This window comes from Vibrio sp. 2CM40D, from assembly GCF_023161825.1.
Lineage (GTDB): Bacteria > Pseudomonadota > Gammaproteobacteria > Enterobacterales > Vibrionaceae > Vibrio > Vibrio alginolyticus.
The window spans coordinates 332491-350453 of sequence record NZ_JALNTL010000003.1 but is presented as its reverse complement, the minus strand read 5'-3'; the positions used below and the strand labels follow the sequence as shown (position 1 = coordinate 350453).

Below are 17963 nucleotides of genomic sequence, written 5' to 3'. Positions count from 1 at the left end.
GGCGGAGTCAGGAAACGGACTCCTCTTTTTTGATCATGGCAATCGTAAAGTCGTGCTCGGAGTACCCCTCAATCAATCGTGTATTCGGACACAGCAACCGACAATAGCGAAAGACACCTTCTTTATTGTGCGACGCTAACATTTTCATGCTGGGTAGTTTGGATTCATCCAACAAGTTAAACACACAACCTTTCTCTGTCGCTCGGTACATTTTATCAATCATTTCAATGGTATGATTTGGGTTGGTGGATTGATAGTTCAATGATCCGGAAGCAAAAACAAAGTCGCAACGAGGCAATACCAACGTTGAAAAGTCGCCACATATAAACTTACTTTGCGTACGAAAATCTCGTTTTCTGGCTTCAGAGATAAACTGTTTTTGCTGATCAATGCCAATATAGCTTTGAGGAAGCCCCCCCGTAAGTTCGATAAACGCTAACAAGTCTCCGTAGCCGCACCCAATATCTAAAATACTTGAACCGTCTAACGTTAACCCTCGGCACAACGCCTCAAAACGGCTGATCTGACTATACTTATCTGCCCATCCCAGAGTTCGGGCTCTGTCTTTACCAAACTGTCTATATCGCTTTCGATGATAGTGGGCAATCTTAAGTCTATCGAAAAATTTCATCTTTCTTATGCATAAATCGGTAAACTGCCATTTCCTTTCACTTGTCTAATCGCCAGGTGGGTATGAATATCTTTCACATTTTCTAATCGCTGTAACTTTCTAGTAAATGTTTCATAACCAGCGAGATCTTTACTGACCACCTCTAACAGGTAATCATAGGCCCCTGATACGACATGGCATGAGATCACTTCATCCATCTCAACAACGGCATGTTCAAACTCATCAATCGAAGAAGCTTGGTGGTTATTTAAACTCACTTCAACAAATACAGTCATCGCGATGCCTACAGTGTCTCTGGACACAATAGCTCGATAACCACTTATTACACCTTCCTGCTCCAAACGCTTAATGCGTCTTGCACAAGGTGATGCCGATAGCCCTACTTGGTCAGCAAGTTCTGCCGTTGTCAGAGTGGCATCCTTCTGCATTAGGTTGATAAGTTGCCTGTCAATTTTATCCATTTATTCTTCCGTGCCTTTAATCACCAACAATTAACACTTATACGCAATTTATCACCAACATCAAGCCTAATTACGTCAAACTTTGCCTCCCTTTGGCAAGAGTTTTATTCAACAATTAACACATCATTTACAAATGGACATGTCGATAATGATCTTGGGATACGCAGCTATATTAACGACCTTACTGCTTTGGTCTGGTTTCTTTATTTCTTTAAAAGGGGGCGCAATTTCTGCCTTGCAGCCAGCCGATATCGCGTTAGTTCGCTTTCTAATCCCAAGTATAATTTTATTACCATTTGTGATTAAGCATAAACAGTCGCTGCGCGTAGTGCCTAAACGCTACCTGGTTGGTGTTGTGGTTGGAAGCGGCCTTCCCTATCTTCTGGTCGTCGGAACGGCTATGCATTTCGCTCCCGTGGCGCACGGCAGTGCATTAGTACCTGGCACTTTGCCATTGTTTGTTTCTGCTATCGCGGTACTTTGTTATCAACAGTCGCTGAGTGCTCACCGCTTAATCGGGCTTTCTACGGTGCTGTTAGGGATTTTCGTATTCCTTCTTTCTAATAGCGGCGCAGAGTACAACTGGTCTCAATTACAAGGGCATATCCTGTTTCTAACTGGCAGCATCATGTGGGCTGCTTTCACCATCAGCGCTCGTGTCGCCAATCTTAATGCACACATCTGTGCAGGATTCGTTGCAATCGCGTCTTTGGCTCTGCTCATCATCGCCGTTGGTTTCGGGTGGGTAGACAGTTATTTGGTGGTAACACCGTTCAGCCAGTGGCCATGGGAGGAGTTATTTGGCCACGCGATGCTACAAGGTGTTGGCGCAGGTTTAATCGCTTCTTTCACTTTCATTTATGCAATTAGGATCATCGGTGCCGAAGCCAGCGCTGCTTTTGGTTCATTAACTCCAGTCGTCGCGACACTTCTTGCCGTTCCAATTTTTGGTGAACAACCAGATTCTCTCACTTGGTTAGCGCTGATGTTGGTCACATGCGGCAGTATTGTGGCAAGCCAAATCTTTATGAAAGATGGAATGAACCAAACTTATCGCCCACCACTTCACAGATAGCGATGATTTTACAAAAACTTATGCCTTACTATCTTGAATAACAAAATGGCGTTTTGATAGCCTCAGCTTAACTAAAAAATTAAAACGCCAATGTGATGCCAGCCACTCATACTAAAGATGAACTGCATAGGTTTCTCAAACCGGGAATGAAGCTTTCTACTAATTTCGAATTTGGGCCTAAGGATCAATATACGTATTCCACCACCTATCTGGGGATGAAAGAAAATGCTTATTTGATTCTTGATATACCAATGCGTTTGCTTGAAGAGCAAGTGATGAGAAAACTCCCCAACGCCGATGTCATCGTGCGTGGTGTATCAGATACGGAGTTAGGCCATGTCATTGCGTTTAAGTCCAGCGTGCTGACGACGACCGTTCGACCATCCCCCCTTTTGTTTATCCGCATTCCAGGAACATTTGCAACCAAACCAGTTCGGGAACATGAGCGTTACAAGTTGCAAATGGACTGTAACGTTATTCATGCAGGGAATGTCTACGACGGTAGCCTTATCGATTTCTCTCTAGCAGGTGTTGGTATATCAACCTTGATTGAGCCCGAATTCAACGTGGGTGAGAGTGTTACCATCGAATGCCCGTTAAGCCACTATATCGGAGAAGAAAATCGATGTGTCATTGCCAACATTAAGAAATTGGTGAAGGGATGGGTAGTTGGAATTAAGTTTGCTAGTTCCATTGAGATGACTCACGAACTAAAAACAGAGTTACTGGAGCAATCCTTTCTAACCAGTAACGTCTGAACTTACTGCTCGCTAAAGCGCGTCGCCTCAAAGCTGTTGAGTATTCTGTGAACCGTATAGGTCACAAGCAGCGTCGCAACAATAGCAAACAAAATACTGCTCACGCGATACAGCGCACTGAACATTAAGTCACCATCCGGAGTAAGGTATTGGCCGAAAAGAATACCTAACGTGGTTAAGCCGCCAAATCCGGCTCCCGAACCGCTAGACTCTTTCACGTGCATATAACTGAACATCATAGCCCCAATCCAAAGCAATGGAACGATAAACAATAAGGTATCCGACCAATCGTATAATACAAGTTGTCCTACAATACCAAAGGTCACCCCCATCAAGGTCCCCATTGCTCTTTTTCGCGCATACCCTAAAGCACCGTTCCAATGCATAGGAAACAATAAAAGTAAGGTTGTCGCCTGAGCAGACATAGAGTCACTGAGGTCAAATAGCTGGAATACAAGGAAAGACATTGTAGCGATACTCGCCCCCATAAGGGCTTCATGACGCATGCGATGACTCTGTTTAGGCTGCGACGGTTTCGCTGGTGGCTGACGAGGTTCCGCATCGGGAATCAAAAATGTCACCACATAAGCAACGATCACTGAAATAACATTCGCTTGCAGATTGCTAAAGATTAGGTCATTTAAGTCCGTGGTTGGATAACTCGCAAAGTGCAGCATGATGCTTAAGCTCAGTACGCTGTTCGCTCCAAATAAGAATAAGCTCCCTTTTGACATACAGGCGAATTTATACAGGAACAACCCGAATGCAATGATTGTCATCATGCCTGGGTGCCCACCAAATAACCCACCAAGCACACCAACTTCTAATCCACACACAACCGCTGAAAAAATCAGTTGTCGTGCGGCATGTAGACTCATGACTGGCACCATTCCAAGTAACAGCATCGGGGTTACAGTAAAGAATACGCCATAGTTCCAACCAAATACTTTACATAAAGTGAAACCAATGGTCGCACCAGTTGCAATGCGCAAACACTGACGGAAGTCGTTTTCCGACATGGGGTGGTCCCATAACTTCATATCGCCTCCTCGTTAATAAATATAATGAAGAAGACTCAAGAATTGGATCTGGCATCTCGCTAACCAGCCAGATAATGCGTTTTCTGGCAGCAACTGCACGGTTGCTCGAGCCCCTGCTGGAAATGCACGCTGCTGAGGCTCATCGATAGCTAAATGTAAACGTAAGCGCTGCGCGTCTCTCACCCAACGGTTTGAGTCAGTTGGTGTTGCTAAGCGACCATCCGCATCGAATTGACCCGAGCTGACCCCGGCATCCACACTCGTAATACGAGCTTCAAATACATCACCAGGCAAGCTATCAAAAGCCACTAACGCACGGCTGTTCTGATTAAAGTGTCGTAAACTCTTTTCACGAAAGTCGGCAATGATATCCACGTCATCGGAGACTAAAGCGACAAGAGGTGTACCAGCTGCCGCATAGGCCCCCGTCTCCAGCTGCAAGTTAGCGACAACGCCATCATGTTCCGCCGAGACTTGAGTGTAAGACAGATTAAGTTCCGCTTGTTTTAGCTGGTTTTGCGCTACGCGGATATTCACATTCGTCGCGCCTAAATCACCGCGGTTTACTTCCAACTCTTTTAAACGAGCACGTGCGGCCAGTAAGTTCGCTTTAGCTGCCGTTGCACTGCTCTGTGCGTCATCGCGCTGCTGTTGCGAAGTACCATTACGGTGAAACAGAGTATTAAGACGTTTTGCTTCGCGAACTTTTTGTTCCGCCACGATTTTGCTCGCTTCAACGTCTGCTTTTGCCGCAGCAATAGAAGCATCAAGTTGTTCGTTGTTTTGAATCACACGCTCAAGGTTAAGTTGAGCCTTTTCTACGGCGAGCTGATAAGGCTGGGGATCAATCTGAAATAGTAGATCGCCTTGGCTTATTTCTTGGTTGTTGGCAACATAAAGATGCGTAATCTGCCCACTCACACGGGGGGCCACTTTAGTTACCACACGCGTTGCCATTGCCTGAGGCGTCAACGGCATGGCGAGATCTGCAACTAGAAAATAGGCAAAGACAAGGACAAACGCGACGCAAGAATATTTGATCCAACGTGCGAATTTTTGATCTGGAGTCATAGGCGTTTACTTCTCTTTTTATTCGGTTTTCTGACTTATTCGCTAAGTGAATCAAGCGCATTGTGAGCAATCTGATCAAGAATCAATGAAAGCTGCTGAAGTTCCTGGTCGTTGATGTCCGTTAGGAGCTTGCTTCGAACTTGAAGAATCCGAGCCTCCATTTGCTTTAGTAGGGTTTTCCCCTCTTCTGTGAGGCTAACAATACGTGCTCGCTTATCGTGTTCACAGCAATGGCGAACGATCAGAGATTGCTCTTCTAATAATTTTAATGTTCGCATCAACGACGCTAACTCGATCTCAAGCGCTTCAGCCAAATGCTTCTGACTGATGTTGTCACCCATTCGATAAAGCTTCCATAACGCAGTCCAACGCGGATACGTTAGGTTTAAAGGCTCTAACTCGCGATCTGCAACCATTTTCCACAAACGAGCAACACGAGATAATTTCTCAGCCAGAGAAAGGTCTCGCAAACTGTTGATGTCTTGAATCATAAGATCTACTCAATTACTTAGCGTGCTAAGTAATATAAAATAGTTAGCACGCTAAGTAAATATCTTTTTGTGATTGAAATCACGTTGGGTGCGTCAGTGAAGGGGCAGAAATCTAAGTAACACAACACGATGTTTGAATTTGAAATGCAGCGATGTACACAACAAACGTCGAGACCAATAAAGTCTGATTTGTATAAGAGTAAAAGGGTCAGATACAAAAAAGCACAACCCACAGTCATGGTGTTGTGCTTTTCAGATAATGAATAATTGGATTATCCCGTAGTGAGCCAATTCCTTATGTTCGCTCAACTAAGAACCGCTGTTTAAAATCCACAAATGCTTCATGGAGCGCATTTTCTTTAATCGGCTTGAGAAGCACGTAGTTCGCACCCGATTCCATAAAGGCGTCACTGGTTTCTTTCGCGGTGTCAGCAGTACACGCATAAATTGGCGTGCCTAGTTTCAGCTTTTGTCGGATCTCTTTGGTCGTTTCAATTCCACCAAGATGCGGAAGTTGGTTGTCCATCAGTATCAAATCGTAAGTATGATCTTTTAAGAATTCCATTGCTTCTAACCCATCTTTCGCCCAATCAACCTGCATTTTGTACTTGTTACAAAACGCTTTTAGAATGAATGCGTTAGTATGGTTATCCTCTACCAACAACACTTTGAGACTCTCTGCAAATAGTTCACCTGGCTTAACTCGCAAACTCGAATCAAGAGGGGTGAGTACTCGCTCACGATCTTTCACTGGCATTGTAATGACAAAAGTCGTTCCTAAACCTTTCTGACTGCGGACTTGAACATCACCTTCCAGCATGTCGACAAGGCTCTTCACAATGGTCAGCCCTAAGCCACTACCACCGTATTCTCGAGTCGTTGTTGCTTCTTCTTGAACAAAAGGTTCGAACATTTGGTCGAGTTTGTCAGACTCGATGCCGATACCTGTATCCGTAATTTCCACGACCAGCACGCTATTGTCAGCGCCATAGAACTGCTCCAGTTCCGCATGCAAGCGCACGCTACCCGAGGGCGTAAACTTCACAGAATTACTGACTAGGTTGAATAAAATTTGGTTCAGACGAACTTGGTCAGTAAAGATTTCAACATTGGGATCTATTTTGTTTTCAATGACAAGGTTGACGCCTTTACTTTCACAAATAGGACGATAAATGTTTTCTAACGTTCGAATTGTATCAGTGAAAGAAAACGGGTGCTTTTGGATATTAAACTTACCCTGCTCAATCTTCGAAAAGTCCAAAATATCATTCAAAACAGCAAGTAAGTGCTCACCACTATGTCGAAGTACGTCAATTTGGTTATTCTGCTCTTCTGTTTCCACAGAGTCTTTTAGCAATTGAGCAACCCCTAAAATTCCATTGATTGGCGTTCGGATCTCATGGCTCATTTTAGCCAGAAAGTCGGCACGGGCTTGAGCAGATTTTTCTGCTTCTTTGCGCGCCAAGTTACTCTGTTTTTCCGCCTCAATAAGCGTGGTTATATCCTGACCTTGAACAATAATACCGCTAATATCTCCATCAACTCGAATCGGCGATAAGTTCCAGCGATATACTTTGTCTCCAATTGGCACATTAACGCCTGTCAACGTAGCTCCCTGAGCCGCCATGCGAAGGTGTGGCATCAACTTTTCTTTGAAACCTTTGAACACTGGGTGCATGGTTTCAACATCGTTTTCCATGACTAACTCTTTGCGTGCTGCCGGATTGATTTGGACAAGCACACCCGATTCAGACCACACCATAATAGGTGATAACGCAAAGTTAAACAGGTCGCGGAAAGACCGCTTTTGTGCTTCAAGCTCTTCAAAAGTGTTTTCTAGTGTCGAACCAATATGATCGAATTCCTCAATATCTGACCCCTCAAAACGCTCAAATCCTTTTTCTTCACGAGCCGAGCGGGTATATGCCATCAGGGATCCTAACTCTTCAACTACTCGATTCTCGATCCATTCTTTAGTCATTAGCGCAATCATGACCATACCGATAACTGAGGCTAGCATTGCTAGCAGGTGTTGGATTTGCAATGTCACCACGCTCTGATTGTCTTGCACAGTAAGCAAGCACAAGTCAGTCTCGGCGGCATTTACCTCAATAGGGGTTTTGATGATCAATAATTGGTCAAGCTTGTGCTGGGACTCTCGTCGTTTGAGTACGTCAAATATTTGATAAGCCTCATCTCCTACTAATGAGCTTGCCAATGGTGTGTTGTTAGCGACCAACACAACATTGTCGACGTTGCCTTCATTTTTTAGCCTTTCCATCAACCCAAAGTTATTATCTAAAACAACAACATTGTAAGAGTACCCCATCACTTCACCGGTTTTAGGTTGTAAAACGGGTACGCGACGAAGTAACAGATGGCGAGTTCCCATCGGGGTCTGTGAGGGTAGATAATACCAGTTGTTGCTAAAGGTCACTTGACTGGCAAGTCGGCTAAGTATCAGGTTGTTGATGCCATAGAAATGCGCGTTGCCATCGTCCCAAATAATACCTTGATGATCGGTTAGGAAACGAAACTCCGGTGTATGGGAAGGATCACTCTGGTCAATACTCATGAAAAAGTAATTGAGTGCCTCTTCATCACGTTCTGTATAAAAATCCAATACAACATCACTTTTCGAATTGCTGTTGTGATGAATCTGAATCGCAGCAAAATGGCTATCAAAAATGTTCAGGATCAGGGCAGAGGTCTGCTGCTTGGTTCGGTCGACTTCCTGCCAAATAATCTGCTTCGAGAAGTAATAACTCTGAACAAAGATGCCTAGAATGATCGGAGCAAGTACGAGAATAATTATTTTGGTAATAAGCGTCGACAGTGAGCGACGCTTTCTTGTTTTTGATGTAGTTGTCATCAATTATCTGAGTATCTAAATGCACGTTTTCTTAATGCTTCAATTCTTTCTGGAGAGTCCGATTTGGTAACGACTTCAAAATCACCAGAGTAAACGGTGGGAACTGGCTTTCCTTCTAAATCCCACTTAATGGCCTCAGCCATTGCAATACCTGTATCATCGTTCATACGCATAACGGTAACGTCTAACTCCCCTTTAGAAAGCGCCTCTAACTCTGCTGAACCGCCGCCCCAACCATTGAGCATGACATCGTCACGACCTAACTCTTTAAGAGCGTCAACAGCACCTAATGCTACATCGGTAGAACACGCGTAAATGAAATCAACGTCCGGATACTTCTCCAAACTGGCTTTTGCAGCTTCATACCCAGATTGCTTTGTTGCTTTGGTGTAGTAAGCAGATTGTAGTTCAAACTGGTTATCGCGGTTCACTTGGTTGATAAAAGTGTTGCCTCTGATGTCACTAATGTAGCCCTCCGAGAAATAGAGAACACTATAGTGGCTATGTTTAGGGAAACGCTTGCCAAACTCAACGGCCAATTCACGACTTCCTTCTGCGTGGTCGAAACCAACATAAAGAAACGGCTGATGATGTTCCCAATCCCTAACAGGTGTGGTGATATTTTGTAAAATTAACTTGGTTTTCTTTGAATCTAAGACATGCTCAACAAACTTACGATGTCTTGTGGTATCTAGAGTAAAGATCAAGTAATCGGAGTTGCTTTTCAGCGCCTCCATTAAAGACAAACTCTGCTGCTTTATATCTGCATTAGGACGAGTAAACACTTGATTTAGTTGATAGTCGATATCAAGCTTATCTAGGCGTTTTTCAAACGCGTCGATGTTTCGAATCCAATAATCAGAGATCTGCTGCCCTGGATAAACAACAGAAATTTTCAGTGGACGCTTCTTGTCTTTTGCTACGGGTACAGGGGTTTCTCTTACCACTTCAGCCAACGCACTAGTTAGCTGCTTCTGTTGTGGAAACTGGTCTAAAAACTCTTGATATGCCCAATACCCATTAAGAACTTGGGTGGCCTGCACATTCGGCGCAAAAGCGGCCATTGAAATCAGGGAGAATACTAACGCTTTTTTCATCTACTGCTCTTTTAGCTTTTTTATGAGCCTAATTCAGCTCTATTCATTACCTAGCCGAGTCATCCTATACTCTTGTAATCTACCTTCCTCTTAGTGTCTGTTTCAATAGTAAATTGGTTCTTGGTCTGAGTGGATGCAAATAAAGTACATTGAGTCGCTTCCTTTGTCTCGATGACGTAGAGACATTTCGCGCTTTTCATATTCAGGACCTTTAAACAGAACACCAGCCCATTATGCGTCAGTTTATTCCTACATGGTACTCCAAAAACAAAAAGAAACCGCCAATGTGACATAGGCGGTTTCCGTGTATCTTTGCGTAGCAAGGGCTTATCAGAGTGCCACTATCTCTAACATCATTTGTTGATGTTCGTCGACGACAATATTTGCTTTTGACATAACGAGCAGCTCTTTTTTCGCTTTAGTTAGTTGCTTAATATAGTACTCTGCTCGCATGGCAAGCGTCTTTGAGTCAAAATCCGATGACCATTCCAATACCAAAGGGCCTTTTCCCTTCAAAGCTTTCGCTCCTTTTCCGGTTTGGTGCTGATTGAATCTTCGTTCAACATCATTGGTAACACCACAATACAACGCGTTGCGGTTATTTCGTATCAGATAGACACTCCAACGCTGCGTTGTATTTTCCATCATGAAAGCAGTGACTCAACCTTAGCTTTTAATTCATCCAGCTCTTCTTTCAGCTGAGCGACTTCGAGCTCTAGCTGACTTACTCGATCGGAGCTCGAGCTTGCAGCAGACACAGGCGCTGCAAGTTCGGACGCATCAACATCACCACAGAACAAATGCATATAACGCGACTCCCGCTTACCAGCCTCACGTGGTAATTTGACCACTAATGGTCCTTTCTCTTCACTTGCTAAATGCTCAAGGACCGTTTCCACTTCTTTTACATCATGAAATGTCGCGAGACGATTAGTACGAGTACGAATTTCCCCAGGTGTTTGAGCACCGCGCAAAAGCATACAGCATACAATGCCCTTCTCCTGCTCTGTCAGCTTTAAATCACCAAATTCCGTATTACAGAAACGGTGTTGATACTTGCTGACGCGGCTGTTGAACGCACTTTCGTCACTGACGAGCCTGCGCTCAATAAGAGCATCAACGGCATCGAGAACGTCTGACTCAGAGAGTGACATCACGGGATCACGGTTGCTTTTTTGATTACACGCGTTGGTTAATGCGTTTAGGCTGAGGGGGTAAAGATCTGGGGTAGTGACTTCTTTTTCGATCAAGCAACCAATAACTCGTGCTTCAATTGCCGTTAGCTCAACTTTCATAATGCATTTCCTTATTATTTTTGCATTTGACTTTGTACCTAAATCGCTTCGAAATCATACGCCATAAATTCACACAGCAGTGCAAGAAGCGTTAGCGGTTCAGGTGTTGGTGTCAGGCTAAAGCATAGCGTAAGACCTGACACCCCTTACGAATAGGGTCAGGTATCAATGCTCCGAGAGAATCGGCACTCTCGTCAAATTGCCATCTTGGTCGACCATCATTATTTTTGAACGATTAAGCTCAACTTCGATGATTTCGAGTTGCTCACGGGCGTTGATATACGCCGTTTTTAACTTTTCAGCCACAGAGCGAGTGACTTGCTCATTATCTTGACTATTTACTTGCTCCGCAGTGTTACCAGAGTCCATATCAAGTTCATCATTTTGCATTCAATGGTGTTGATAATATAGTGAAGGCCACGTTATGACAATGAATCGATGGATTCTACGATGTTGGCCAAAACTCGAAGAAAGCAGCACGATTATATGGACACAGCGCAATTGGTTGAGAAATGTTCAACTCTGCATTGCTATTGATCTAAAGACTGTTATGCCACTGGATGTTGTGCTTTAATCGAGGAAGATATTCATAAAATTAGGAAAGAGAACTATGAGTAGCGTATTTGAAATCGTTAACCAAGCTCGTCGTAAAAACAAACTAAAACGTGAGCTTCTTGATAACGAGAAGAAAGTTCGTGATAACCGTAAACGTGTTGATCTTCTAGAAAACCTTCTAGACTACATCAAACCAGAAATGACTCACGATGAAATCGTCGCAATCATCAAAAATATGAAAGCAGACTATGAAGATCGTGTTGATGACCACATCATTAAAAGCGCTGAGATCTCTAAAGCACGTCGTGACATCAGCCGTCGCATTCGTGAGCTGACTGAAGAAGACAAGCAAACTAGCGGCAAAAAATAAACGCGTAAGCTAGATTTTCGAACCCCGAGCAAGAATATCTTCCTCGGGGTTTATTTTTGTCTCTAAACTAACCGCCGTGTACAATCAATCTAACTCTTATTCCTAACGCATTCAGCTTTCTATGTCTTCAACTACGACAAGTACACAACCAACGCTTGCAAAACAATTATTTACGATGACCTGGCCAATGCTATTTGGCGTTCTGTCTTTAATGAGCTTTCAGCTCGTGGATAGTGCGTTTATCGGTCAGCTCGGCGTTTTACCGTTAGCCGCTCAAGGTTTCACTCTGCCTTTGCAAATGGTCATTATCGGTATTCAAGTCGGTCTAGGGATCGCAACGACAGCGGTCATTTCTAAAGCTCTTGGGGCGAATGAAAGTCGGTATGCCAAACAACTTGGCGGATTGGTATTGATGATCGGCTCAATTGGTGTCGCTATTTTTGGCGGGCTAATTTGGCTTTTGCGCTACCCCATTTTAGCTCTATTAAGCGCTCCAGAATCAGTTATGCCGATAATCGACAGTTACTGGCCTTGGTGGTTATTAAGCTCATGGACTGGTGCGGTTTTGTATTTTTATTACAGTATCTGCCGAGCTAATGGCAATACAATGTTACCTGGCACAATGATGATGATAACCAGCGGCGTGAACCTTGTACTCGATCCGCTATTTATTTTCACGTTTGACTTGGGTATTAACGGAGCGGCAATAGCAACCATCGTCGCTTTTGGGTTTGGTATTTTAGTCGTCGCTCCTCGCGTGAAAAAGAATCACTGGGCAACGACACAATGGCAAGATCTTAACGTAGCCAAAAGTGTTGCATCTATCGGTAACATTATGGGCCCTGCGATGATTAGCCAACTGCTGCCACCGTTGTCTTCCATGCTAGCAACAAAATTATTGGCAAGCTTTGGAACCGCAGCAGTCGCCGCTTGGGCGCTTGGTTCACGCTATGAGTTCTTTGCTATCGTTTCGGTCTTGGCGCTGACAATGTCTATGCCTCCAATGGTTGGACGCTTACTTGGAGCAAAGAACTATGAAGATATCCAAAGGCTCGTCAGTATTGCCGTAAAATTCATTCTAGGTTTCCAACTTTTGATTGCTGCCATTACATTTGCCGTCGCAAACCCACTCGCATTATTGATGACAAGTGATGTGCAAGTGGAGCAAGTCTTGGAAATGCATTTACTGATAGTGCCGATCAGTTTGGGTTCATTAGGGGTTTGTATGCTAATGGTTTCTCTTTGTAATGCATTAGGCAAATCTTACACCGCGCTCACCATTTCAGCGCTGCGCTTGTTTGTCTTTTTCCTACCGTGCTTGTGGGTTGGCGCTCAAATGGATGGAATCCGAGGTTTACTCTTAGGCGCTTGTATCGGCAACCTGTTAGCTGGTGTTTCCGCATACCTAACCTATCGCCAAACCATACGCAAACTCGCAGGCGCGCAAGCCAACGCACAACAATGAATAATCAGAACTAAGCCCCTGAAGTGGGGCTTTATCGTTTTGACGCCTTGTCTAAGTTGAAATGTTAGCTAGGCGAGTTTTAATTCACTAAAGAGCTCAAATAACTGGTTCGATTTATACGGCTTAGGTAAATAAGCATCCATGCCTGCCGCAAAACAGTTGTGGATGTCTTCTTCCAAAACACTCGCAGTGAGTGCGATAATCATCGTTTTTTCACGTCCTGCTTTCTTTTCCCAACGACGAATTTCTTTCGTCGCGGTCAGTCCATCCATCACGGGCATCATGCAGTCCATTAAAATTGCATCGAATTCTTCTCCCTTTGTGATGGCTTCTAACGCTTCTTGACCGTTGCTTGTTATCAAATAGTCATAACCTGCTTTATCCAGAAAGAAACTCGCTATTTTCTGGTTCATCAAGTTATCCTCCGCAATTAAGATCCTCCGATGAGAGCGCGACGCTCGATATTCAGAGCTGACAACATTATTGGTGACATTGTCACTTGATATAGTCTTTTCAACCTTAGCTAAATCATCAATGACATGCTTAAATCGATTGCCAAGGAAAGGTAATGTGAGTACGGCATGTACTTTTTCTGCATTTTCGTAGGGAGTGGATAAATGATGCTGGCAAATAATCACACGGCGAAGATCGTAATTAAATGATAGATTATCCAAGATTTCATCGGTATTAGCGTCGTTACTGTGGCACAGAAATATGACATCAAAGTCATCATTTATCGCTTGCACTTCATTCACATTATTAACACCAAAGAGATTGATTTTCGCTAAGCGACACTCTTTTAATACTTGGTCGGCGTAGTCGTAATTTGAGCAGATCAAAAGCCCTTTATTAATCACCTCCGAACGCCAGCCAAACACCGGAATTGCTTCAACCTCAATCGAGAATTCAAAGCATGTGCCCACTCCTTTTGTAGATGTTGCTACGAGCTTGCCCCCCATCATCGACACAAGCTGACAACAAATTGCCAAACCCAACCCTGTACCGCCAAATTGCCTCGACACTCCTTCATCTTCCTGAGTAAAGGGTTCAAAAATCGTGGTTAACTTATCTTGATCAATGCCTATTCCGGTATCTTCTACTTTAAACGTCAGCACTCCACGTTCTTTCTCAAGTAATTCCTCATAACTAACATCAACGCATACATGCCCACTTTCGGTAAACTTAACCGCATTCGATACCAGATTCGTAACTACCTGTTTGACACGATGATCATCGACCATCACGCGAATGGGGATATTTTCAGCTAAATTAATACCTAACTTTAGCTGTTTAGATGTTGCTTTGGATTGGAATAAAATCACCGACTGATACACGACTTCTCGGATATCCGCTTCTACTAGTGACAGCTCCAATCGTCCAGACTCGATTTTAGAGAGATCCAATATATCGTTAAGTAAAGTAAGCAGTGTTTGAGATGAGGAGTCAATGTCATCAACAACTTCTTGTTGATGCGAAGACAACTCACTTTGAGAGAGTATTTCTGTCATGCCCATGATCCCGTTAAGGGGCGTGCGTATTTCATGTGACATGTTGGCAAGAAACACAGATTTTGCACGATTAGCCGATACTGCTGACTCTTTTGCATGCAGTATTTCTTCAGTTTGTCTCTGCATTTCTTCAACCACTCGATTCACTTGCTGAGCAAAAATGGTCAGTTCATCACTTCCATCAACTTTGACTTTTGTTTGCTTCTCTTCGGAGTTGATCAACGCGTTTAAAGTATGAATGATCGCATCGAGTTTGCTGTTAACTCGGAACCAAGTACTAAATCCGAGCCAACAAAGCAGGATAACCACTAAGGCGACGCCAAAACTGATCATCGCTATATTGGCCTTTTGTTCATGAACCTGCGTGAGAAGCGACTGCTCAGTTTGTTTGGTGAACCCATCAATGAGCACTTGTAAGCGCTGCACACGAAAATCGAGTTCTTTTAAATACGCGGCGTAGTCACTTTGTGACATGTCTCCTGACATTAATTGTCCGCGAGACGCTAAGTTTCTCTGATATCTCGGCGAAGTAAACAAGCCAAGCAATTTATCCACTTGCTCGTATGACCCACCTAAGTTTAAAAACGCATCCAAATTTTGCTGCTGTCGGTCAATCGCCTGATAAAACATACTTTGACTTAGCCGACTCTCAGGGTCTTGGACTAAACGGTTCGTCAGCCAAGCTTCTTTCTGTGTCCAAAAAGAGAGCTGAGCAAGGTAGGCAATAAAATTTTGCATGCGAATGCCATCGTCACTGCCATACCATTGATGATTTTGCAACAAAGAGCGCGACATATTTTGGAGCTGTTGAAATGCCCAATCACCCAGGTCGTCCATCTCACTCAATCTACCTGACAATACCCCCAGCATGGCTTCTTTCAGGTCATCAGCATACTCAGCAGTATTAGGGTTACTCACAAACTTTTGATGCAAAGAAGAAATAACTTCACCTTGTTCTTCAATATTAATGGCTGCAGAGACTTGAAGATCAGGCTGTCGGCGTACTTTCTCTATGGAGTAAATAAAGTGGGAGGCCTTGGATATCAATTGGAAACCTTGAATATTGCTAACCGTTTGATTGAGACGGCTCACGCGCAACGCATTATCAGAAAACTGCTGAACTGCAAACACCACTATTACCACAGCGGGTAATAGTGCGAGGAGTGCTAAGCGTGTTTTTATTGATAATCTCAACATCCATCAGCCTAATGGTTGATTTCATCCGTTTATTTAATATTAGACTAGTTTCCTGCATTGAAAGGCATATACGACATTGTTACTTTCAAACAACATTCACCTACCTAGATTATGGTTATTGTGAGTGTTTTATCATCGGCTAATGAAGTGGCAATTGTGATTCAAGTCATATTTTTTGATCTTAAAGTTGGATGCAAACAATAAAGTTTCACTCACAACTAAGAGTCGCCTCACTTTTCAGGAAATCATCTATTGTATGTTTACCTATTGAGTTGCCTTATCGAGTCAAATCACACAAAAATGCAAAATATCCATTTTTGTCAACAAAACTAATTTGAAAGCAAACGTTATCATCGCAAAAAAAGTAAGTTACTTTCTAAATGTCAATACGTGAAAACCACTGCTTTAGTCACATTAATCCACCACTAACGTCCCCTTAAGTAGTGTTTTACACTGGATTTAATTTTCCTAGCAGAATAAGGACTCCGACCTTAGAATCCGCACACATAACTATTACAACCCGATTACATAACCCACCACACTCTTGCACGCTGCCGAAGAGGCAACAGCAGAGAGTATGGTTAGCCCCCAAAACGTGAAAGGTCTAATACAACAATGAGTCCAGAGAAATATCTCCAAGACTGGCAAACAAGCCAAACGATTGCTGAATCTATTTCCCCTCTAATTGGTAAGCTATATCGTCAAAAAGGAATCGAAGTGGTTCTGTTTGGTAAAACGCTTATTAATGCTACTACTATAGACATTCTCAAAACTCATCGCGTTGCAAGACGTTATACCGGTAACCCACTTTCGCTTGAGCACACGATGCCTATTATTCAAGCGCTTTGTGAAATGAGCATTTCTTCATGCCGTGTCGATGTTGGCCAATTGGCAACTATGTACTGGAATGAACATGACGATACAAGCTCTCTAAACGATTTCCTTATCACTGCACTTGATGGCGCTCGCGACGCAGATTCTTCATTGAAAGCGCGTGATGTGGTTCTTTACGGGTTCGGTCGCATTGGTCGACTACTTACTCGCCTTCTCATTGAGAAAAGTGGTCCAGGTTACCCACTAAGACTACGTGCGATTGTGGTTCGTGGCGGTAAAAAAGGCGATTTGGAGAAGCGTGCTAGCTTGCTGCGTCGTGACTCAGTTCACGGTCAGTTCAACGGTAGCATTGTTATCGATGAAGAGCGTAAAGCACTGATCGTTAACGGCAACTACATCCAAATCATCTACGCAAATAACCCAAGCGAAGTGGATTACTCAGCTTTCGGTATCAATAACGCGCTAGTTGTTGATAACACAGGTGTTTGGCGTGATTCTGAAGGCCTGAGCCAACACTTAGCGTGTAAAGGCGCAGAGAAAGTACTGCTAACAGCACCAGGTAAAGGTGACATCAAAAACGTTGTCTTCGGTGTAAATGAGTCGGTAATTAAAGAAGATGACACCATCATCTCTGCGGCAAGCTGTACAACAAATGCAATCACGCCAGTCCTTAAGGCTCTGAACGATAAATATGGTGTTCTTTCTGGCCATATTGAAACCGTGCACTCATACACAAACGACCAAAATTTGATCGACAACTTCCACTCTGGTGACCGTCGCGGACGTAGTGCTTCACTAAACATGGTTCTGACTTCAACAGGTGCGGCAAAAGCAGTTGCTAAAGCATTGCCAGAGCTTGCAGGCAAGCTAACAGGCAACGCGATACGCGTACCGACACCAAACGTTTCTATGGCAGTCGCTAATCTAAACTTAGGTGAAGACGTAGACCGTGATTCACTGAACGATTACTTGCGTGAAATGGCGTTGAACTCTGAGCTTTCGGCACAGATTGACTACACCGATTCAACAGAAATTGTATCAACTGACTTAGTTGGCTCTCGCCATGCAGGCGTCGTAGATGGTCAAGCGACTATCGCACAAGACAAGCGTTGTGTACTTTACATCTGGTACGACAACGAATTCGGTTACAGCTGCCAAGTTGTGCACTGTATGGAACAAATGATGGGTGTTCGTTACCAAACATTCCCTCGATAGGTGAACTTTGCTCCACAACGTTAACCAC

At 43.7% G+C, this 17963-nt stretch carries 16 protein-coding genes; 5 read left to right on the top strand and 11 right to left on the bottom strand.

Annotated features, from left to right (window positions below):
• Positions 1 to 7: 7 nt before the first annotated feature.
• Positions 8 to 631 carry a class I SAM-dependent methyltransferase gene (locus MTF70_RS08215; RefSeq protein ID WP_170893131.1) on the bottom strand — a complete coding sequence of 208 codons (624 nt, stop codon included), beginning with the start codon at positions 629 to 631 and terminating at the stop codon, positions 8 to 10.
• A 5-nt stretch (positions 632 to 636) separates the two neighbouring features.
• The gene (locus MTF70_RS08210; RefSeq protein ID WP_005373581.1) at positions 637 to 1092 is read right to left on the bottom strand and encodes an Lrp/AsnC family transcriptional regulator; all 456 of its coding nucleotides are present in this window, start codon (positions 1090 to 1092) and stop codon (positions 637 to 639) included.
• 148 nt (positions 1093 to 1240) lie between these two features.
• On the opposite strand from MTF70_RS08210, the gene MTF70_RS08205 reads away from it, so the two are divergent.
• Both MTF70_RS08205 and MTF70_RS08200 read left to right on the top strand, forming a co-directional pair.
• Positions 1241 to 2167 carry a DMT family transporter gene (locus MTF70_RS08205; protein WP_205461121.1) on the top strand — a complete coding sequence of 309 codons (927 nt, stop codon included), beginning with the start codon at positions 1241 to 1243 and terminating at the stop codon, positions 2165 to 2167.
• A gap of 95 nt (positions 2168 to 2262) precedes the next feature.
• Positions 2263 to 2925 (top strand): flagellar brake protein, encoded by a 663-nt coding sequence (locus tag MTF70_RS08200; protein ID WP_005373585.1) that lies wholly within the window; start codon positions 2263 to 2265, stop codon positions 2923 to 2925.
• A gap of 2 nt (positions 2926 to 2927) precedes the next feature.
• Here MTF70_RS08200 and MTF70_RS08195 read toward each other — a convergent pair whose 3' ends face one another.
• From MTF70_RS08195 to MTF70_RS08160, 8 genes are all read right to left on the bottom strand, one after another.
• Positions 2928 to 3965, bottom strand: coding sequence for a DUF2955 domain-containing protein (locus MTF70_RS08195; protein ID WP_017635179.1), 1038 nt, complete (start codon positions 3963 to 3965; stop codon positions 2928 to 2930).
• Positions 3966 to 3977: 12 nt separating this feature from the next.
• A complete protein-coding gene (locus tag MTF70_RS08190) occupies positions 3978 to 5036 on the bottom strand; it encodes an HlyD family secretion protein (RefSeq protein WP_005373588.1) in 1059 nt (352 codons plus the stop codon).
• A gap of 35 nt (positions 5037 to 5071) precedes the next feature.
• Positions 5072 to 5527, bottom strand: a complete 456-nt coding sequence (gene slyA / locus MTF70_RS08185) for a transcriptional regulator SlyA (RefSeq protein ID WP_017635177.1) — start codon at positions 5525 to 5527, stop codon at positions 5072 to 5074.
• A 295-nt stretch (positions 5528 to 5822) separates the two neighbouring features.
• Complete coding sequence (luxQ, locus tag MTF70_RS08180) at positions 5823 to 8399, bottom strand: quorum-sensing autoinducer 2 sensor kinase/phosphatase LuxQ (protein ID WP_017635176.1); 2577 nt, start codon at positions 8397 to 8399, stop codon at positions 5823 to 5825.
• Positions 8399 to 9496, bottom strand: a complete 1098-nt coding sequence (locus MTF70_RS08175) for an autoinducer 2-binding periplasmic protein LuxP (RefSeq protein ID WP_025767933.1) — start codon at positions 9494 to 9496, stop codon at positions 8399 to 8401. Before MTF70_RS08175 ends, luxQ begins: the two co-directional genes overlap by 1 nt.
• Before the next feature lie 330 nt (positions 9497 to 9826).
• On the bottom strand, positions 9827 to 10144 hold the full coding sequence (locus MTF70_RS08170; RefSeq protein WP_005373593.1) for a GIY-YIG nuclease family protein: 318 nt from the start codon (positions 10142 to 10144) through the stop codon (positions 9827 to 9829).
• Positions 10141 to 10791, bottom strand: coding sequence for a YceH family protein (locus MTF70_RS08165; RefSeq protein WP_005373594.1), 651 nt, complete (start codon positions 10789 to 10791; stop codon positions 10141 to 10143). The genes MTF70_RS08170 and MTF70_RS08165 overlap by 4 nt, the downstream gene beginning before the upstream one ends.
• A gap of 165 nt (positions 10792 to 10956) precedes the next feature.
• Complete coding sequence (locus tag MTF70_RS08160) at positions 10957 to 11181, bottom strand: hypothetical protein (RefSeq protein ID WP_005385630.1); 225 nt, start codon at positions 11179 to 11181, stop codon at positions 10957 to 10959.
• A 220-nt stretch (positions 11182 to 11401) separates the two neighbouring features.
• On the opposite strand from MTF70_RS08160, the gene MTF70_RS08155 reads away from it, so the two are divergent.
• Positions 11402 to 11716 carry a DUF496 family protein gene (locus tag MTF70_RS08155; RefSeq protein WP_005373603.1) on the top strand — a complete coding sequence of 105 codons (315 nt, stop codon included), beginning with the start codon at positions 11402 to 11404 and terminating at the stop codon, positions 11714 to 11716.
• Positions 11717 to 11837: 121 nt separating this feature from the next.
• Complete coding sequence (locus tag MTF70_RS08150) at positions 11838 to 13181, top strand: MATE family efflux transporter (RefSeq protein WP_025767935.1); 1344 nt, start codon at positions 11838 to 11840, stop codon at positions 13179 to 13181.
• A 68-nt stretch (positions 13182 to 13249) separates the two neighbouring features.
• Here MTF70_RS08150 and MTF70_RS08145 read toward each other — a convergent pair whose 3' ends face one another.
• Positions 13250 to 15886: an ATP-binding protein gene (locus MTF70_RS08145; RefSeq protein ID WP_025767936.1), complete on the bottom strand. Its 2637-nt coding sequence runs from the start codon at positions 15884 to 15886 to the stop codon at positions 13250 to 13252.
• Positions 15887 to 16501: 615 nt separating this feature from the next.
• Here MTF70_RS08145 and MTF70_RS08140 point away from each other — a divergent pair.
• The gene (locus MTF70_RS08140) at positions 16502 to 17935 is read left to right on the top strand and encodes a glyceraldehyde-3-phosphate dehydrogenase (protein WP_025767937.1); all 1434 of its coding nucleotides are present in this window, start codon (positions 16502 to 16504) and stop codon (positions 17933 to 17935) included.
• Positions 17936 to 17963 lie beyond the last annotated feature (28 nt).